Below are 18,314 nucleotides of genomic sequence, written 5' to 3'. Positions count from 1 at the left end.
TATCAGGGAAGATATAACCAACAAAGTAAAGGAAAAAGAATGAATAAGGTACTCAAAGGCCTTGTTGCCGTGACTGCATCCGCAGCCATGGCTGTCGCCGGTTTCGCCGGCGTGGCTAGTTCCGCAATGGCAGCCGACAACACCGTGACGGTTACCGTTCCGACTACCGCGAACCTGCAGAACCACACATACACTGCATATCAGATCCTCACTGGTAGCCAGGCTGAGTCTGGTGGGGCCCTTGGCTCCACCAGCTGGGGCACTGGCATCAATTCCACTAATTTCCTTACGGCGTTGAAGGCCGATAATACCATTCGCAGTTATTTCACCAATGTGAACACTTCTGACGAGTTCGTGAAGGCACTCGGCAACGCGGACAACTTCGCGTCCAATGGCGCGAACACCAACATTGTCGCCAAGATCGCTTTGGCGAACAAGACGGGTGACGGTACCGCTCTGAGGAATGGTGCTAATACTCTTGCCACCGGCTACTACCTGATTGTCGATTCCACCACTGGTGGTAACCAGACTGTCTACAACCCGGCAGTGCTCGCCATCACCAGCAATATCACGATTCAGGACAAGACCTCGGTCCCGACCCTCGAAAAGAAGGTCCAGGAAAACAAGAAGAGCGTGACTGGCGAGTATGGCAACGGTTTCAACGATGTTGCCGACTACAACATTGGCGACGACGTTCCGTTCCACCTGATCGGCTCCGTGCCGGATATGTCTCAGTATGAGACCTACAAGTACATGTTCTCCGATACCTTGGACGATGGATTTGATGCGCCGACTTCTGTCAAGGTCTACCTGTCTGACAACAAGGCGCTTGATACTGAAGAAGATGCTGATATCACCAGCTCCTTTACCATCACCAATCCGCTGGCTAAGACCTTCACTGTTTCGACCAACAATTTGAAGGCAATTGCAGGTGTTGCTACAGGCAAGTATGTGATTGTGTCCTATACCGCTAAGCTGAATTCCTCTGCCCAGATTGGTCTGCCGGGCAACGTGAACACCGCAAAGCTCACCTACTCCAACAAGCCTGATCAGTCCGGCCAGGGCGAGAATCAACCCACCGGCGAGACCCCGGAAGACAAGGTCATCGTCTTCACCTACAAGCTCGATACCACCAAGGTCGATTCCGATAAGGATACGACCAAGCTTCCGGGTGCTGAATTCAAGCTGAAGAATGCAAATAACCAGTACGCAGTGGTCGATGAGGATAATAAGGTCACTTCTTGGGTTGATGCTGAGGCAGATGGCTCCACGCTGACCTCTGACGATAACGGTCTGTTCTCCGTCACCGGTCTGGACAATGACACCTACTATCTGAAGGAAACCAAGGCTCCTGCAGGCTACAACCTGCCGGCACGCGACTTCGAAGTCAAGATTTCCGCGGACACTGCCAATGGACAGAATTGGGATGGAACGAAGGCAACGGCTGCAACGGATGCTTTGCGCAAGATTGATGTCACTGTGGACGGCACCGCCGGTACAGGTGACGTGCAGACTGGTACTGCAGCCATCGTCATCAAGAACACTAAGGGCTCCTCGCTGCCGTCCACCGGTGGCATGGGCACCACGATCCTGTACGCTGCTGGCGCTGCCATCGTCCTGGTGGCTGCCTTCGGCATCGCCTTCGCGGTCCGTCGTCGCAACGCTCGCTGAGCGTAACGGCAACATCGAATCGGCTCACGCCGGTTTGATGGCACCGGGTTCCGGTGCCGGCCACAGTCGGGCATGATGCCGCGTCTCCCAGAGTTCGCGGCATCATGCCCGACCGGGCGAAACAACACAACTCAATACGCAACTGGCCCGGATTCGACCTATCGCCGGATCCGGCCACCATTGCCCAAGCAACGATCGGTCATCCGATCACACAACCAAAAACGCTGTCCTTACGTTACGAATGATCGGCAACCGCGAGCCGCGCGCATCATGCACGCGCATCGTGTTTGACGGCTGTCCGCATCCTAAGGAACCCTGATAGGGGCCCGAGGGGGAACCCGATTAAGGAACCACGAGAACACAAGAACTTCCGACGAAGGTGACACACATGACAAGCCAGAATGAGAGGGCTGAGATGAAAGACAGAACGGCAACGCACCGCATCATCACGGCGCTGTGCTGCGCGGTCGCGCTCGTGTTCACGACCATCGGCTTGAGCGCACCAGCAGCCATGGCGGCTGACTCCACAACGGATACCAGCGCCGCAGCCAACGCGAACGGCAGCATCACCGTAACCTATCAGTATCAGGATGCCGCACTCAACCTCGCCTCCACCAGCCTCTACTACCTGGCCGACTGGTCCGCCAAAGGCGGCTACACGCCCACCGGCGACTTCGCCAACCACACCGCATACCCGGTGGATTGGGATATTCTCAACGCCGACCAGCAAACCCTGCGCGACTTCGCCAACACCATGGCCGGGTACATCGCAGTGAACAAGCCCGCCGCGGAAAATACGCTCAAAACCGATAGCGCCGGTGTTGCCACCTTCAACCAACTGAAGGACGGCCTCTACCTCGCCGTCGTCGCCCCCTACCAGGGCAACGTGCTCACCTGCCAGACCGCCGCCATGCTCGTCGCCCTGCCGAACGTGCACAAGGATGCCGCCGAACAGCGCACCCTCAGCATCGAACCGAAAGCGGACTGCGCGGTCCCGCCCACCACCACCATCAGCGTCACCAAAGTGTGGAAGGACAAGAACTCCTCCAAGCGCCCCGAAAGCGTGACGATGAACCTGCTGCAAGACGGCAAGGTCTACGATTCCATCATGCTCAACAACGCCAACGACTGGAAATACACGTGGAAGGGCTTGCAAGCCAAGCACGAGTACACCGTGGTCGAAGCGAACGTGCCGGGCAACTACACCGCGCTCGTCGACCGTGAAAACAACGATTACACGGTAACCAACACCGCCAAGCCCGAATCGGCGAAAACCGGTGCGAGCGTCGCCATCATCGCCGTGATCGTAGTCGTGCTGGCCGCCGCCGGCATCGCAATCGCCGTAATCGTGCGCAAGAAGAACACTTCGGAAGACGACGTGGAGCAGAACTCCACGGAACAGCCCCTGGAACAGGTTTCGGAGCAGTCTTCCTCGGATGATAGCGAGTGATGTTCGAAACACACGGAAAACGTGCCGGCAAACGTCAGCACGAACGTCAAACAGCGGATAGCGACACCGAAAACGTTGCATCCGCTGAAGCCCCGGACACCGAAAACACAGCCATCGAAAACACGGCTGCGGATACGCCCACCGACGCGGTGACCGATACGGCAGACAAGACCAACGAAGCAGATCAGACTGACACGGCAGACCCGTCCAGCCAATCCGGGCAATCCGATTCCGCATCCCAGTCATCGGCAACGATGACCCGCGTCGACCGTCGCAAAAAACGCAAAAAAGACAATCTCGGCCTGAACCTCATCATCGGGTTCCTGGTCGTGGTGCTGATCGGCGGCCTCGGCCTCATCGCCTACCCGTCCGTGGCCGACTGGTGGAACCGAATGCACCAGTCATACGCCGTCGCCGGGTACGTGGCCAAAACCAAAGACATGTCCAAAGCCGAGAAGAAGAAACTCCTCGGCGCCGCGCACGCCTACAACCTCAAACTCGCCGCCAACAGCGACCGCTGGCATATGAACGCCACACAGAAAGAGCAGTACAAGAACACGCTCGACATCACCGGCACCGGCATCATGGGCTACGTGACCATTCCCCGCATCAAAGTGAAACTGCCAATCTACCACGGCACCGATGAAGGCGTGCTGCAGGTCGCCACCGGCCACCTTCTAGGCACCTCGCTGCCGGTCGGCGGACCGACCACGCATGCGGTGGTCTCCGGGCACACCGGCCTGCCGTCCGCGCGACTGTTCACCGGCTTGGACGAGCTGAAAAAGGGTGACACCTTCGCCTTCCACGTGCTCGACGAAACCTACACGTATCAGGTCGATCAGATCAAAGTGGTGTTGCCGGACGATCTAAGCGCATTGAACATCAGCACCTCGCTGGACTTCGCAACACTCATAACCTGCACGCCATACGGCGTGAACTCGCATCGACTGCTGGTGCGCGGGCATCGCATCCCGAACCCGACCACGCCGGACAACACACAATACGATGATCCGACCACCATGGTGTTCACCACGATCATCGTCGCGCTGCTGGTTGTCGCCATACTGGTGGCGCTCGTAACCGTGCTCGTGCGCGTGCGTACCGCCCGTGAATCGACCGGCGCGCACAACTCCGGACGCGCCTACCGCAAGCGAAAGCCCAAACATCGCAGCAAACGCTAACACATGACAATAGCCGTGAATGGAATGACGAAAATGGTCATTCCAATCACGGCTATTGCTATTTGGCCGTAACGGGCGCCATTGCAATCATGGTTCTGTGATCGATGCCGCCCGCCGTCGCGAACTACAACAAACTAGTTTGCAACGGCGTGTATGCGGGGTGGGGCGAGTTCCCGCCCCACGATGACACCACGTACCCGTCTCAGTGCACCACGGTGATCGGGCACTCGGCGAAATTAATGATTTGACGGCTTACCGACCCCAGGAAATGCGCATCCATGCCGGTCAGGCCACGCGACCCAACCACCACATGGCTCGCATAGCGCGACGCCGCAATCAAACCCTTCGACGCCGGAATATGGAACGCATTCGCCACCACAGCCACATCGCTCGGAATATCAGCCTTCGCAATCAGCTCGTCCAACACCTGCTCCGCGAACTGCTGGCCCTCCTCGGTGGAAGGAACCGTCGTCTCATGGCCCGGAACCGCACCCAAATCACGCAATTGCCAGCAGAACATCACATGCAATGGCAGCTCGTGAATGCGCGCATGCCGCACCGCGAAATCCAATGCGCGCAGCGACGTATCCGAACCATCCACACCAACCACCACCGGGCGCTGCGCCGGCTTGGCAGGCGACGAACCCTGCGTGTAATGCACCGTCACATTCGACGGTGTCAACGAATTCGCAATCTCGTCGGCAACAGTCTCATCCTCACTGCCCGCAATACGCACCACCGTCACCGGCACCTGCGCCGTCTCCGCCAGCGACGCGGACAACGAGCCCATGAACCAACGCGTCACACGGCCCAACGAACGGCGGCCAACCACAATCTGCTGCGAATCCTTACCGATCTGCAGCAGAGCCGACGTGCCGGACGCGCGCACAGACGTCATCTTCAACCGTTCCGGATCGAAATCAATACCATCGCTCGCCTGCTCAACCCAGGAACGCAGCTCATCCGCGATCTCATGGCGCACATGCGCCCAGGATTCCTCACTATCCGGCTCGTCGGAATTCGTATCCCACGAGTGCGTCCACCCGAACACGGCATTGATGTTCTGGCCGGTAAGCGAGGCTTCGCGCATAGCCCATTTCAGCGCGGCGAACGATTCATCGGATCCGTCGACGCCGACCACGATATCCGCAAGATCCGCGGTTGCGTTTACTGTGGCAGCGCTTGCCGTGGCAGCGCTTGCCGTGGCAGCCTTTGCCGTGGCAGCGCTTGCCGTGGCAGCGACCCCATCCTCGTTTGCGACAGTTGCAGTAGTATTCTCCACCATTGGTTGCCTCCTTCAACGGCACATCTACCCTAAGCATACTGTCTCCACGTGGTTTCGTCGCGCAACAACGGCACGCGCAAGCCCCACACACGCCCTCCTGAAACCGATTCGGCTACGTTCTAAGCGGAATCTGAGCGAAAAGTGAAGCAGATCAACGCAAACGTCACCGCGAATCGGTAGAGTGGGGCGCAGTGTAACTTGAGGAAGGACAAGCATGTTCGAACGGTTTACAGACCGTGCACGGCGCGTGATTGTGCTGGCGCAGGAAGAGGCGCGCGCCCTGCAGCACAACTATATCGGCACCGAACACCTGTTGCTCGGCCTGATCCGCGAAGGCGAAGGCGTGGCCGCCAAGGCGCTCGCCTCCAAGGGCGTAGAGCTTGACGCTACCCGCAAGCAGGTCGAAGAGATGATCGGTAAGGGCAACGCCTCATCTAACGGGCACATCCCCTTCACTTCGCACGCCAAGCAGGTGCTGGAACTCAGCCTGCGCGAAGCGCTGCAGCTCGGCCACAGCTACATCGGCACCGAGCACATCCTGCTCGGCCTGATCCGCGAAGGCGAAGGCGTGGGTACCCAGGTACTCATCAAAATGGACGTGAACCTGGGCGAACTGCGTTCGACCACCATCGACATGATTCGCGGCAACGCAGCCGGTGGCGACGACAAAGGCGAGTTGGCGAACGCCGGTGGCGTGGCGGACAAGAACAGCAGGACCTCCTCCGCGATCCTCGAACAGTTCGGCCGCAACCTCACCGCCGAAGCCGCCGCAGGCAAGCTCGACCCGGTGATTGGCCGCACGCAGGAAATCGAACGCGTGATGGTCGTGCTGAGCCGCCGCACCAAGAACAACCCGGTGCTGATCGGCGAACCCGGCGTCGGCAAAACCGCCGTCGTCGAAGGCCTCGCGGAGAAAATCAACGCGGGCGACGTGCCGGAAACCCTCAAAGACAAGCAGGTGTACTCGCTCGACCTCGGTTCCATGGTGGCCGGATCACGCTACCGCGGCGACTTCGAAGAGCGTCTCAAGAAAGTGCTCAAGGAAATCAAGAGCCGTGGCGACATCGTGCTGTTCATCGACGAGATCCACACAATCGTCGGCGCAGGTTCCGCGGACGGCGCGCTCGGCGCATCCGACATGCTCAAGCCGATGCTCGCCCGAGGCGAACTCCAGACCATTGGCGCCACCACCACCGACGAATACCGCAAGTACATCGAAAAGGACGCCGCGCTGGAACGTCGATTCCAGCCGATTCAGGTGCACGAGCCGACCATCGCCGAAACCATCGAAATCCTCAAGGGACTGCGCGAACGCTACGAAAACCACCATCGCGTGACCATCACCGACAGTGCCATCCAAGCCGCCGCCGAACTGTCGTCCCGGTACATTCAGGACCGTCGCCTGCCCGACAAGGCCATCGACCTGATCGATGAAGCCGGTGCGCGCCTGCGTATCAAGCGACTCACCACGCCGCCCGAGCTCAAAGAGCTCGAAGCCAAGGTCGCCAAGGTCAGCGCCGAAAAGGAACAGGCAGTCAAGGATCAGGACTTTGAAAAGGCCGCCGCCATGCGCGACGATCTCGAAAGCCTGCAGAACGAGCTCAAAGATAAGGAAACCGCCTGGCATGAAGGCGGCTCCGACGTGAAGATGGTCGTGGACGAGGACGTGATCGCCGAAGTCGTCTCCTCCACCACGGGCATTCCGGTCGTGAAGCTCACGCAAGCCGAATCCAAGAAGCTGCTCAACATGGAAGCCGAACTGCACAAGCGCATCATCGGCCAGGACGAAGCGGTTTCCGCGCTGTCACGTTCCATCCGCCGTACGCGCGTCGGCCTGAAAGACCCGAAGCGCCCGTCTGGCTCGTTCATCTTCGCCGGTCCGACCGGTGTGGGTAAGACCGAGCTCGCCAAGACGCTCGCCGAATTCCTGTTCGACGACGAAGACGCGCTGATCCGCGTTGACATGTCGGAATTCTCCGAAAAGTACGCGGCATCGCGCCTGTTTGGAGCGCCCCCGGGATACGTCGGCTACGAGGAAGGCGGCGAACTCACCGAAAAGGTGCGTCGCAAGCCGTTCTCCGTGGTGCTGTTCGACGAAATCGAAAAAGCCCACCCCGACATCTTCAACACGCTGCTGCAGGTGCTCGACGACGGCCATCTGACCGACGGTCAAGGGCGCAAGGTGGACTTCAAGAACACCATCATCATCCTGACCACCAACCTCGGCGCACGAGACATCGCCAAGGCCGCAAACACCGGTTTCAGCCTGGGCACGAACAGCGAGTCGAGCTACCAGCGCATGAAGGAACAGGTGTCCTCGGAACTCAAGCAGCAGTTCCGCCCGGAGTTCCTCAACCGTTTGGACGACATCATCGTGTTCAAGCAGCTGACCGAGCCGGAAGTGCGCCAGATCGTCGACCTCGACGTCAAGCAGCTCAACGATCGCCTGTTCGACCGCCACATGGAGCTGGACCTGACCGACAAGGCCAAGGACCTACTCGCGCAGAAGGGCTTCGACCCGCTGCTGGGCGCACGCCCGCTGCGCCGCGTGATTCAGCGCGACATCGAGGATGCGATCTCCGAGAAGATCCTCATGGGTGAGCTGACCGACGGCGAGCGTGTGAAGGTCGATGCCGAGGGCGAAGGCGTGCTGGGCGACTTCATCTTCACCGGTGAGGCGTTTGATGCTGGTGAGGGTGACTCCGCTGGGGCTGAGTCTGGTTCGGCTGGCGCTGGCGCTGAGTCTGGTTCAGCTGGCGCTGGTTCCGCTGATTCCACCGCGCCGGAGACTCCGGCTGCCCCGGACGCGCCGGGTTCCCTGAGCGAGTGAGCTTGGGCGACTGAGCTTGGGCGACTGAGCGTTATGTAACGGATGAAGGGCCGAACTGAGGTTCGGCCCTTTTTCGTTGGAGGCTGGTGACGTGGCGCGTGGTTGCGCGTGGCGTGTGGTGTACTTGCGAGCATGTTGACGGAACGCCCTTTGAGCATGTCGCTTGGCAGGCGGCACGGCACGTAATACCGTAGAGGTAGGAAACACGAGAAGGGTAAACCGTAACGGTAACGGTAGTACCGTGGAGCGAACGGACAGTGAAACATGCGGACGAACGGTAGGTGAGTGATGACGGCATACATGGACCATAAGGATCTGACGAACGAGACGATCGGCGCCGCGAGGGCCCGCGACATCGCAGACAACGTGCACAAGGTGCTCGACCGCATCGCGGCTGCGGAAGCGGCGGCCGGGCGCGAAGCGGGGTCGGTGCGGCTGCTGGCGGCGACGAAGACCCGCGATGTGGGCGAGATCATGGCCGCAATTGATGCGGGCGTGCGCATGATCGGCGAAAACCGCCCGCAGGAAGTGCAGGTCAAGGCACCCGGGCTGGTGCGGCTTATGGCGGAACGGGGGTTTGCGCTGGGGGCTGATGCTAGTTCGGCTGCGGTTGACGGCGCGGCTGGTGCTGGTTCGGCTGACGCTGCTGGTTCGGTGCGGAATCCCGCACAGAATGGTGTGATTCCGTTCCACCTGATCGGCCAGCTGCAATCCAACAAAATCGGCAAGATCCTGCCATTCGTCGACACCATCGAATCCGTCGACTCCATCGAACTCGCCGAAAAAATCGCGCGCCGTGCCGTCATGCGCGGTATCACCGTCGGCGTGCTGCTGGAAGTCAACGAATCCGGCGAAGCGTCGAAATCCGGCTGCCCAGCCAGCCACGCCATCGACCTCGCGCGGCGCATCGGCAACATGGGCGGCCTGGAATTGCGCGGTTTGATGACCATCGGCGCACACGTGGATGACGAAACCACCATCCGATCCGGCTTCGTGCATCTGCGCAGAACCCGCGACCAGATTCTCACGTCCGGCGCATCCGGTACCGAGCATTGCACGGAGCTCTCCATGGGCATGACCGGCGATATGGAGCTCGCCATCGCCGAGGGCGCGACCATCGTGCGCGTGGGCACCGGGATTTTCGGTGAAAGAGCGTTCGTCTGAGGCTTTGCGGTGCTGTGGCGAGTGTTGCGTGGCTTGGCTGGTTGGCCCTTCGCGGCTTGCTGGTGTGGCTGACGGTTAAGCGGTGATTGTTGGCTGCGGGCGAGCCGAGCGACTGTTCGCTCCTTCGTTGTTGAGCTCCTTGACGCGCCTGTCGCTTTGGCTCCCTCTGTTGTTCCGCTCGGTCGGCTTTCTTCTCCGCCGATAGGAGTTTTTCTACCGGCATACTATCGGCATGTAGGTGCTGCCGTTGAGGTGCTGCCGTTGAGGTGCTGCCGTTGAGGTGCTGGGATTAGTGAGATCGTTTGGTCGCTGCGGTTGTCGGGCTGGTGCAGTCGTTGCAGCTATGCAGATGAGGTATGGAGACGAGTATGGATTTTCGTGATGATCGACGTGATCCCGCTGAACGGGTGGCGCGTGGTGAGGTGTGTGGTGAGGTGCGAATTCACGCCGTGGTGAGCGGCATGGTGCAAGGCGTCGGGTACCGCTATTTCACCGTGACTGCCGCGTTGAAACTCGGGCTCACCGGCTGGGTGCGGAATTTGATGAACGGCGACGTGGAGCTTGAGGCGCAAGGCTCGCGCGGTGACGTGGCCGTGCTGATCTCGCAGCTGAGACTTGGCCCGAAATGGAGCGAAGTGAGCCACGTCGCAGTCGACGAAATCGACCCCGTGCCAGCCGAAACCAACTTCCGCGTGCGCGGCTACTGATCCGCCAATATAAGCCCGACCCCCATTCCCAGAATCCCCACATCCCCAGAATCAGACAGATTTGCCTCATTTTTGTCCGATTCCGGTATGAGTCCGCCCCCGCATCCTCAAAATCGGACAGAATCGGCCCGTTCCTGTCTGATTCCGGTATGAGCCTGCCCTTCCCGTTTCCCTATTTCCTTCCGGCGAAACCTGCCCCCACCTTCCTCGAAATCGGACAAATCCCGTCCGTTCCTGTCTGGAAATGGGAGAAAGCCGCCTGTGCAGGTGGCTACTCGGCTTATGTATGGCGGATTCGGGGGTCGGGATTTCGCTAGGTGGCTTATGCATGGCACCCGAACCGCGATATGCCGGGTACGAGCCGTGGAATTGCAACGCTTGTACTCGCGATATCCGGATTTAGGTGCCATGCATAAGCCACTTGGTGTTCCGCGGACCCCGGAATCTGCCCTCTATAAGCGAGTTATCCACCCAAGAGCGCCCAAAGCTTCCCAAGGCCGCCCAGACTCCGCTCATCCATCCCCGAAATCGGGCAGACCCCGCCCGTTCCCGTCTGATTCCGGTATGAATTTTGCCTTTACCTCTCCATAATCAGACGGAATTGGTCTGTTTTTGTCTGATTCCGGGGTGAGGATGCGTGTTTGGCTTAGTTTCGGTCCCAGCCCCAGTCCCAGCCCCAGCCTCAGCCCCAGACTCCCTGCCGTCGGCTGGCGTTAGACTGATGCGTATGAGAATCGCACGTTTTTCCCTGAATGATACGCCGCGCTATGCCTTCGTACAGAAGGATGAAAACGACGGCGAAGATTACCTCGTCGAACTCGACGGCCACCCGCTGCTGGGCGGCCAAGTCACCCCGACCGGCAAGCGCTACAAGCTCGACGCCGAAGGCATCCGCCTGCTGTCCCCGGTCATCCCGTCCAAAGTGTACGGCCTCGCGAAAAACTACGAAGCCCACGCCCAGTTCATGCACGATGCCGGCCACTCCGACATCAAGCACGCGCCAGAAGACATGGTGATCTTCTCCAAGCCGTCCACCTCCGTCATCGGCCCTGACGACCCGATCATCTACCCCGCGGGCTCCAACGACATGAACTTCGAGCCGGAAGTGGCCGTGGTCATCAGCCGCGTGACGAAGAACGTCACCGTCGAAAACGCCATGGATTACGTGCTCGGCTTTACTTGCGTCAACGACGTGACGCTGCGCGACCTGCAAGGCCTCGACCCCATGTGGACGCGCGCCAAGGGCTTCGACACCTCCTGCCCGCTCGGCCCGTGGATCGTGACGCGCGACGACCTCAACTGGCGCGACGCCAAGATTTCGTTCACGCTGAACGGCCATGACGTGCCGATGGCGTCCGGCACCACCGCGAACCTGATCCACGGCATTCCGGAGCAGATCGCCGCGATTTCGTCGTTCGCCACGCTGCTGCCGGGCGATGTTATCCTGACCGGCACGCCGAACGCGTCCGGGCATTTGGATCCGGGCGACGAAGCCATCGTCCACGTGGAAGGCATCGGCTCCCTGCGCAACGTGGTGCTGGGCGCTCGCTGATTTTTCGCGGGGTTGCGCCGGGTTTTCACCGGGTTTTCGCGGTTTGGTTTTGCGGGTTTGCGTGAGCTGTGACTGGCTTGGCGGGGCCGCGATCGCGTGAACCGTGCGAATTGCGCGAACCGTGTGATGACAACCGTGGCTGGAGTGACGTATTTTGTTGCTTCGGTCGCGGTTGTTGTCGTTTGTATGCGGTTTGTGGCGACGGGGCGGCTTGATTGTCTGATTCCGTGGATGGACGAGCGTGGCTTGAGCCGCTCATCCCCATTTTCGGACAGAAATGGCCGGATTTCTGTCCGATTTCGAGGAAGGTTGGGCAGGTTTCGTTGGAAGGAAATAGGGAAACGGGAAGGGCAGGCTCATACCGGAATCAGACAGGAACGGGCCAAATTTGTCCGATTTCGAGGAAATGGGAGGGCAGTCTCAGTCGGAATCGGACAAAATGGGGCGGATTTTGTCTGATTTTGGGGAAGTGAGGATGGAATATTGCGAAACGCGAAAAGTTGAGTCCATGTCACTCAAGTTTTGGGAATAGAATAAGAACCAGCCTTGTTGTATGTGTCAGAACAAGACACGTATGTCCCTCAGGGCGCGTGAACATCGCAGAAGCGTCAGCCAAAGCCGCGCGAGTGCAAGCTCGAACGGTCTCGGCCAAGCGCAAGCTGCCGGGCTAACGCCGGCAGCGCCGCAGACAAGCGGTAGCTGCCAGCGTTACAAGCGCAAGCTGCCTAGCAAGTGCCGGGCGCTGACGCCAGCGCAGCAACGCAGCCGCCGCGCCAGCGTCAGCCGTCGCGCCGCCCGCGCAAGCGCCAAACGCCGCCGCGCAAAGCGATCACACGCACCCAAGGACCACAGGAATTTGGAGGTTAGTTATGGACCCGAACAGTCTCACCACAATGTCGCGCGAAGCCATCGCCGACGCCGCGCAAAGCGCATCCGCCGCAGGAAACGCGCAAGTCGACGTACTGCATCTGCTCAACTCGCTGCTCACCCAGCAGCAGGGCGTGGTCCGCGGGCTCATCGAAGCCGCGGGCGGCGACCTGCAAGGCATCGGCGCCGCAGTACGCAACGCGCTCGTCAACCTGCCGTCCGCCAGCGGTTCCACCACCGCGCAACCGCAAACCAGCCGTCAATTCGACGCAGCCCTGGTGCAAGCCGAAAAGGAAATGCGCGAGATGGGCGACGAATACATTTCCACCGAGCATCTGCTCATCGGCATCGCCGCAGCCACCCCGAACCAGGCCGCCGACATCCTGCAGGCGCACAACATCACCCCGCAGGCCCTGCGCAAGGCCGTGCCGCAGATCCGCGGCGGCGCGAAAGTCACCAGCCCGGACGCCGAAGGCAGCTACAAGGCGCTGGAAAAGTACTCCACCGACCTCACCGCAGCCGCCAAGGAAGGCAAACTCGACCCGGTCATCGGCCGTGATCAGGAAATCCGCCGCGTCGTGCAGATCCTGAGCCGCCGCACCAAGAACAACCCGGTGCTGATAGGCGAGCCCGGCGTCGGCAAAACCGCCGTCGTCGAAGGCCTCGCCCAGCGCATCGTCGCGGGCGACGTGCCCACCACGCTGCAGAACAAGAAGCTCATTTCGCTTGACCTGGGCTCCATGGTCGCCGGCTCGAAATACCGCGGCGAATTCGAGGAACGTCTGAAGTCCGTGCTTGAGGAAATCAAGAACGCCAACGGCCAGATCATCACGTTCATCGACGAGATCCACACCATCGTGGGCGCGGGCGCCGCCGAAGGCTCCATGGACGCGGGCAACATGCTCAAGCCCATGCTGGCCCGCGGCGAACTGCGTCTGATCGGCGCGACCACGCTGGACGAATACCGCGAAAACATCGAAAAGGATCCGGCGCTCGAACGTCGTTTCCAGCAGGTGTTCGTCGGCGAGCCGAGCGTGGAAGACACCATCGCGATCCTGCGTGGTATCGCCCCGAAATACGAGGCGCACCACAAGGTCACAATCGGCGATGATGCGCTGGTCGCCGCCGCAACGCTGTCGAACCGGTACATTTCGGGCCGTCAGCTGCCGGACAAGGCCATCGATTTGGTCGACGAGGCCGCCGCGCACCTGCGTATGGAACTCGACTCCTCGCCGGAGGAAATCGATGAGCTGACCCGTCAGGTGGAGCGCCTGAAGATGGAGAAGTCGTACCTGCTGGGCAATCCGAAGGATGATAAGGCCGCGCAGAAAGCCGAAGCCGACCTGGATGACAGCGCCAAGGATCGCCTCGCCGACCTGAACAAGGAGATCGCCAACAAGAGCGAGCAACTGACCGGCCTCAAGGCGCGTTGGGACGCCGAAAAGAGCGGCCACAACCGCATCGGCGACCTGCGTAAGAAGCTCGACGAACTGCGCACGCAAGCCGAACGCTACGAGCGCGAAGGCGACCTGGCGAAGTCTTCGGCCATCAACTACGGCGAAATCCCGAACATCCAGAAGGAAATCGCCCGTGCCGAAAAGACTGAAAACGATGCCAAGAACGGCGGCAACGGAACCGAAACTGGCGCCGGAACCGCCGCCGACGTGCCCATGGTCCCCGACCGCGTGGACGCCGACTCCGTCGCCGAAATCGTCTCCGACTGGACCGGCATCCCCGTCGGCCGCCTGATGCAAGGCGAAAACGAGAAACTCCTGCACATGGAGGAGTACCTCGGCAAGCGCGTCATCGGCCAAAAGGAAGCCATCACGGCCGTCGCCGACGCCGTCCGCCGCTCGCGTGCCGGCATCTCCGACCCGAACCGTCCGACCGGATCCTTCCTGTTCCTCGGCCCGACCGGCGTCGGCAAAACCGAGCTCGCCAAGGCGCTCGCGGACTTTCTGTTCGACGACGAGAAGGCCATGGTGCGCATCGACATGAGCGAATACATGGAGAAAGCCTCCGTGTCCCGCCTGATCGGTGCCGCGCCGGGCTACGTCGGCTACGAGCAGGGCGGTCAGCTGACCGAAGCCGTGCGCCGTCGCCCGTACTCGGTGGTGCTGTTCGACGAGGTCGAGAAGGCGAATCCGGAGATCTTCGACGTGCTGCTGCAGGTGCTGGACGATGGCCGCCTGACCGACGGCCAAGGCAGGACCGTGGACTTCAAGAACACGATCCTGATCATGACCTCGAACCTCGGTTCGCAGTTCCTCGTCAACGAGGATATGGACGACGAGGCCAAGCGCAAGGCCGTGATGGACACCGTGCACAGGAGCTTCAAGCCGGAGTTCCTGAACCGTCTGGACGACACCGTGATGTTCCACCCGCTGACCCGCGAGGAGCTGGGCGGCATCGTGAACATTCAGGTGGCCAGCGTGTCCGACCGTCTGATCGACCGCCGCATCACGCTCGACGTGACCGATTCGGCCCGCGAATGGCTGGCGAACATGGGTTACGATCCGGCGTACGGTGCCCGTCCGCTGCGCCGCCTGGTGCAGACCGAGGTGGGCGATCAGCTGGCGCGTATGCTGCTGGCAGGCAAGGTCCACGACGGCGACACCGTGCTGGTGGATCAGACCGGCGGCGAGCATCTTGAGCTCACCGCGTGGGCGTCCGACAAGCTCGTGGATGACGAGCCTGATGCGGCTGAAGCTGACGGTGCCGACGTGCGCTGACGAACTGTGACTCAGTGACAACAACTGTGACTGGGGTGACGTATTCTGCCACTCCAGTCACAGTTGATGTCACCATCACCTCGTGTTGTTGTCACCCCAGTCACAGGTATTGCCCGCTCGCCGCAGCCGCGTTGTGTCGGCGAGTCGTCGACGATCGCCATGCTTCGCATCTCTCCTCCTTGGCCATTACGCGGGTGCTTGCGTGCCGGATTGCGAACAACAGATTACTTGGTGGTGTTCCGGGAAGGGGTAAAACGGGGGGACTGTGTTGAGCGCGAATGGAGCGCAACGTGGTTGCGGGCGGTTACTGCCACGTACGCCGTCCGATATGCAACGAAGGGGGTATTAGGGAAGGGGGTATTAGGGGGGTATGTGATGCGTGCAGTGGGATTGCGCATGATGGTGCGTTTGCGGCGTAGCGTCGGATTGCCGGCTGTACTTGCCGGCTGTACTTGCCGGCTGTATCTGCCGACCGGCTGCCGTCATGATGCAGATTGGAGTGTAGGCTCGGAAACCATGACAGGTCGTTTCGCTCCCACGCCCTCGGGGCGTATGCATATTGGCAATATGGTCGCCATGCTGGCCGCGTGGCTGGACGCACGGTCGCGCGGGCAGCGCATGGTGCTGCGCATCGAAGACATCGATACGCCTCGCGTACTGCCGGATGCCGACCGTTGGATCATGGACGATCTGACATGGCTCGGCATGGATTGGGATGGCGAACCGGTGTACCAGTCACAGCGTCTTGACCTGTATGAGCAGGCGATGAAACTGATACCGTGCGGGTCGCCCGCTGCCGGCGCTTCGCCCGATTCCGGAACCGCATCGCATACCCCCTTCAACACCCCCCTTATACCCCCTTCCGGTACGACGGGAACCGGCTGGCAGTACCCGTGCTTCTGCTCTCGCGCCGACATCCGCGCCGCATCCGCCCCGCAGGAAGGCGACGGATTCCAGATCTACCCGGGCACCTGCCACACGCTCGCAGTAAACGAACCGCAGGTATCCGCACGCCGCGTCGACCAACACCAACGCCACTCATGGCGTCTCGCCATGCCCAGCCCAGGCACCCCCGCCAACACCGTCACCTTTATCGACCGCGTATTCGGCGTGCAGACCTATGATCTGGCGCACAGCATCGGCGATTCCATCATCCGCCGGTCGGACGGCCTGTTCTCCTACCAGTTCGTCGTCACCGTGGACGATCTTGCCATGGGCGTCGACTCCATTGTGCGCGGGCGCGATCTGTTGCGTTCCACCGCGCTGCAATCATGGATTCGCATCACGCTGCTGGCCAACGGATTCGCGGCCAATGGACTTGCTGCCGTATCGGCCGTATCAGTCACTTCAGCCACTGCAGCCACTCCGGCCCACCCCGAATACGCACATATTCCGCTCATAGAGAACGCGGCAGGCCGCCGCCTGGCCAAACGCGAACGCTCCCTCGACATGGGCGCCCTACGCAAACGTGGCGTCACCGCCGAACAAGTCACCGGCTACTGCGCCTACCTGCTCGGGCTCGCCGCCACCCCGGAACCCCGCACGCCGGCCAGCCTGCTCAACGATTTCAGCTGGGAACCGCTCCAACGCAACCACGCCGATCGCATACTCGACACAGCCTCGCCGCAATGCCCCGACTGGCTCGCACACGCGGTAGTCTGAAATCACATAGCCGAACTCACCAAACGGCTCAGGCTCGTAGAAAGGAGCATTCAATGTCGAAAGTCTTCAGGAACGTGCTGATTGGCGGTGCCGCGCTCGCCGGTGCCGCTGGTGCCGCAGTATGGGCCGTGGCGCCGCGAGGATTCAAAAACAAGCAGAAGCATTATGTGCCCACCGTGCCGGACGTGTGGTATGCGCATCGCGGTCTGCACGACGCCGGTTCCGGCCTGACCGCCAACTATGCCGAGCAGAGCGGCGAATACGTGGCATTGGCACGCCGTATGGCGGTCAAAGCCGGGTATGGCAGCGAAACCAAGCCGGGGCCGATCGCGCCGGAAAACTCGATGGCTGCATTCGCCGCCGCCTGCGAAGCCGGGTATGGCATCGAACTCGATATTCAGCTCAGCCGTGACGGCGAAGTCGTGGTGGTTCACGACGCAGACCTGGGGCGTGTGGCCGGCGATCCGCGCAACATCAAGGATCTGAGCTACAGCGAACTGACGCGCATCCCGCTGTACCCCACCGCCGAACCGGGTGACGCCAGGGCTGCGCTGCTGCCGGGCGGCGAGGAGAACCCTCCGCTGGTGGTCACGCCGTCACAAGCGCCGGAAGGCTACTACCAGCATGTGCCTCTGTTCTCGGACGTACTGAAACTGGTCGCCGGGCGCGTGCCGCTGATTGTGGAATACAAGTTCGAAAACAACGCCACATGGGATGACCGTGATGTGGAACTGATGGAGAAGGGCCACGCGCTGCTCGAAGCGTATGACGGGCCGTTCGTGGTCGAATCGTTCCACCCGGGTGCCGTGAACTGGTATAAGGAGAACCACCCGGACGTGTGCCGTGGTCAGCTGGCATTCTGGCCGGCTTCGGGCGGTGCGCGGAACGGTTCGCCGGTGGATCAGGTGCGCAGGTATGCCGCCGGATCGTTGGCGTTCGACTGGCTGTCCCGCCCGGATTTCGTGGCCTATGACTGGCATGGCGGCGCACTGCCGCAGGTGCGGTTGACCCGTGCGATGGGTGCGATGCCGGTTGCCTGGACCGTGCGCAGCCAGGAGGAACTCGAAGCGTGCGGCGAACGGTTCGACCGCTTTATCTTCGAAGCGTTCGTGCCGCAGGGCGAGTGATGCGGTTGCGGTTGCGATACCGGTCGCAGTACTGGTTGCGATGACAGCCGCGACAGAAAAATAACTGTGACTGGGTGACAACAACA

General features: G+C 60.9%; 11 protein-coding genes. 10 read left to right on the top strand and 1 reads right to left on the bottom strand.

Annotation, left to right across the window (positions count from 1 at the left end; all coding sequences use genetic code 11):
* The first annotated feature begins 39 nt into the window (after positions 1–39).
* The 3 genes from BUB29_RS06645 to BUB29_RS06635 all read left to right on the top strand — a co-directional run bounded on the left by BUB29_RS06645 (position 40) and on the right by BUB29_RS06635 (position 4,302).
* Entirely contained in the window at positions 40–1,671 is a 1,632-nt protein-coding gene (locus BUB29_RS06645; protein WP_033522544.1) for a SpaH/EbpB family LPXTG-anchored major pilin, read from the top strand.
* A gap of 388 nt (positions 1,672–2,059) precedes the next feature.
* Positions 2,060–3,121 carry a Cna B-type domain-containing protein gene (locus BUB29_RS06640; protein ID WP_081888455.1) on the top strand — a complete coding sequence of 354 codons (1,062 nt, stop codon included), beginning with the start codon at positions 2,060–2,062 and terminating at the stop codon, positions 3,119–3,121.
* Positions 3,121–4,302: a class C sortase gene (locus tag BUB29_RS06635; protein ID WP_052109174.1), complete on the top strand. Its 1,182-nt coding sequence runs from the start codon at positions 3,121–3,123 to the stop codon at positions 4,300–4,302. Before BUB29_RS06640 ends, BUB29_RS06635 begins: the two co-directional genes overlap by 1 nt.
* Positions 4,303–4,504: 202 nt before the next feature.
* Here the strand turns inward: BUB29_RS06635 and BUB29_RS06630 are convergent, their stop codons facing one another.
* A complete protein-coding gene (locus BUB29_RS06630) occupies positions 4,505–5,587 on the bottom strand; it encodes a universal stress protein (protein ID WP_234356153.1) in 1,083 nt (360 codons plus the stop codon).
* Positions 5,588–5,801: 214 nt separating this feature from the next.
* Here BUB29_RS06630 and BUB29_RS06625 point away from each other — a divergent pair, with 214 nt between their 5' ends.
* The 7 genes from BUB29_RS06625 (at position 5,802) to BUB29_RS06595 (ending at position 18,228) form a co-directional block, all read left to right on the top strand.
* Positions 5,802–8,417 (top strand): ATP-dependent Clp protease ATP-binding subunit, encoded by a 2,616-nt coding sequence (locus tag BUB29_RS06625; protein WP_052109175.1) that lies wholly within the window; start codon positions 5,802–5,804, stop codon positions 8,415–8,417.
* 288 nt (positions 8,418–8,705) lie between these two features.
* Positions 8,706–9,581 (top strand): YggS family pyridoxal phosphate-dependent enzyme, encoded by an 876-nt coding sequence (locus tag BUB29_RS06620; RefSeq protein ID WP_033522546.1) that lies wholly within the window; start codon positions 8,706–8,708, stop codon positions 9,579–9,581.
* Positions 9,582–9,949: 368 nt separating this feature from the next.
* Complete coding sequence (locus BUB29_RS06615; protein WP_081888456.1) at positions 9,950–10,288, top strand: acylphosphatase; 339 nt, start codon at positions 9,950–9,952, stop codon at positions 10,286–10,288.
* Positions 10,289–11,015: 727 nt separating this feature from the next.
* Positions 11,016–11,840, top strand: coding sequence for a fumarylacetoacetate hydrolase family protein (locus BUB29_RS06610; protein ID WP_033522782.1), 825 nt, complete (start codon positions 11,016–11,018; stop codon positions 11,838–11,840).
* 869 nt (positions 11,841–12,709) lie between these two features.
* The gene (clpB, locus tag BUB29_RS06605; protein WP_033522548.1) at positions 12,710–15,439 is read left to right on the top strand and encodes an ATP-dependent chaperone ClpB; all 2,730 of its coding nucleotides are present in this window, start codon (positions 12,710–12,712) and stop codon (positions 15,437–15,439) included.
* Between the two features lie 516 nt (positions 15,440–15,955).
* Positions 15,956–17,101 (top strand): glutamate--tRNA ligase family protein, encoded by a 1,146-nt coding sequence (locus BUB29_RS06600; RefSeq protein ID WP_073117607.1) that lies wholly within the window; start codon positions 15,956–15,958, stop codon positions 17,099–17,101.
* A 53-nt stretch (positions 17,102–17,154) separates the two neighbouring features.
* Complete coding sequence (locus BUB29_RS06595; RefSeq protein WP_033522552.1) at positions 17,155–18,228, top strand: glycerophosphodiester phosphodiesterase family protein; 1,074 nt, start codon at positions 17,155–17,157, stop codon at positions 18,226–18,228.
* Positions 18,229–18,314: the final 86 nt, after the last annotated feature.

Source organism: Bifidobacterium merycicum DSM 6492 (genome assembly GCF_900129045.1).
Taxonomy (GTDB): domain Bacteria; phylum Actinomycetota; class Actinomycetes; order Actinomycetales; family Bifidobacteriaceae; genus Bifidobacterium; species Bifidobacterium merycicum.
Note: the sequence above shows the minus strand (reverse complement) of the source record. Positions and strands in the feature narration are given on the sequence as shown.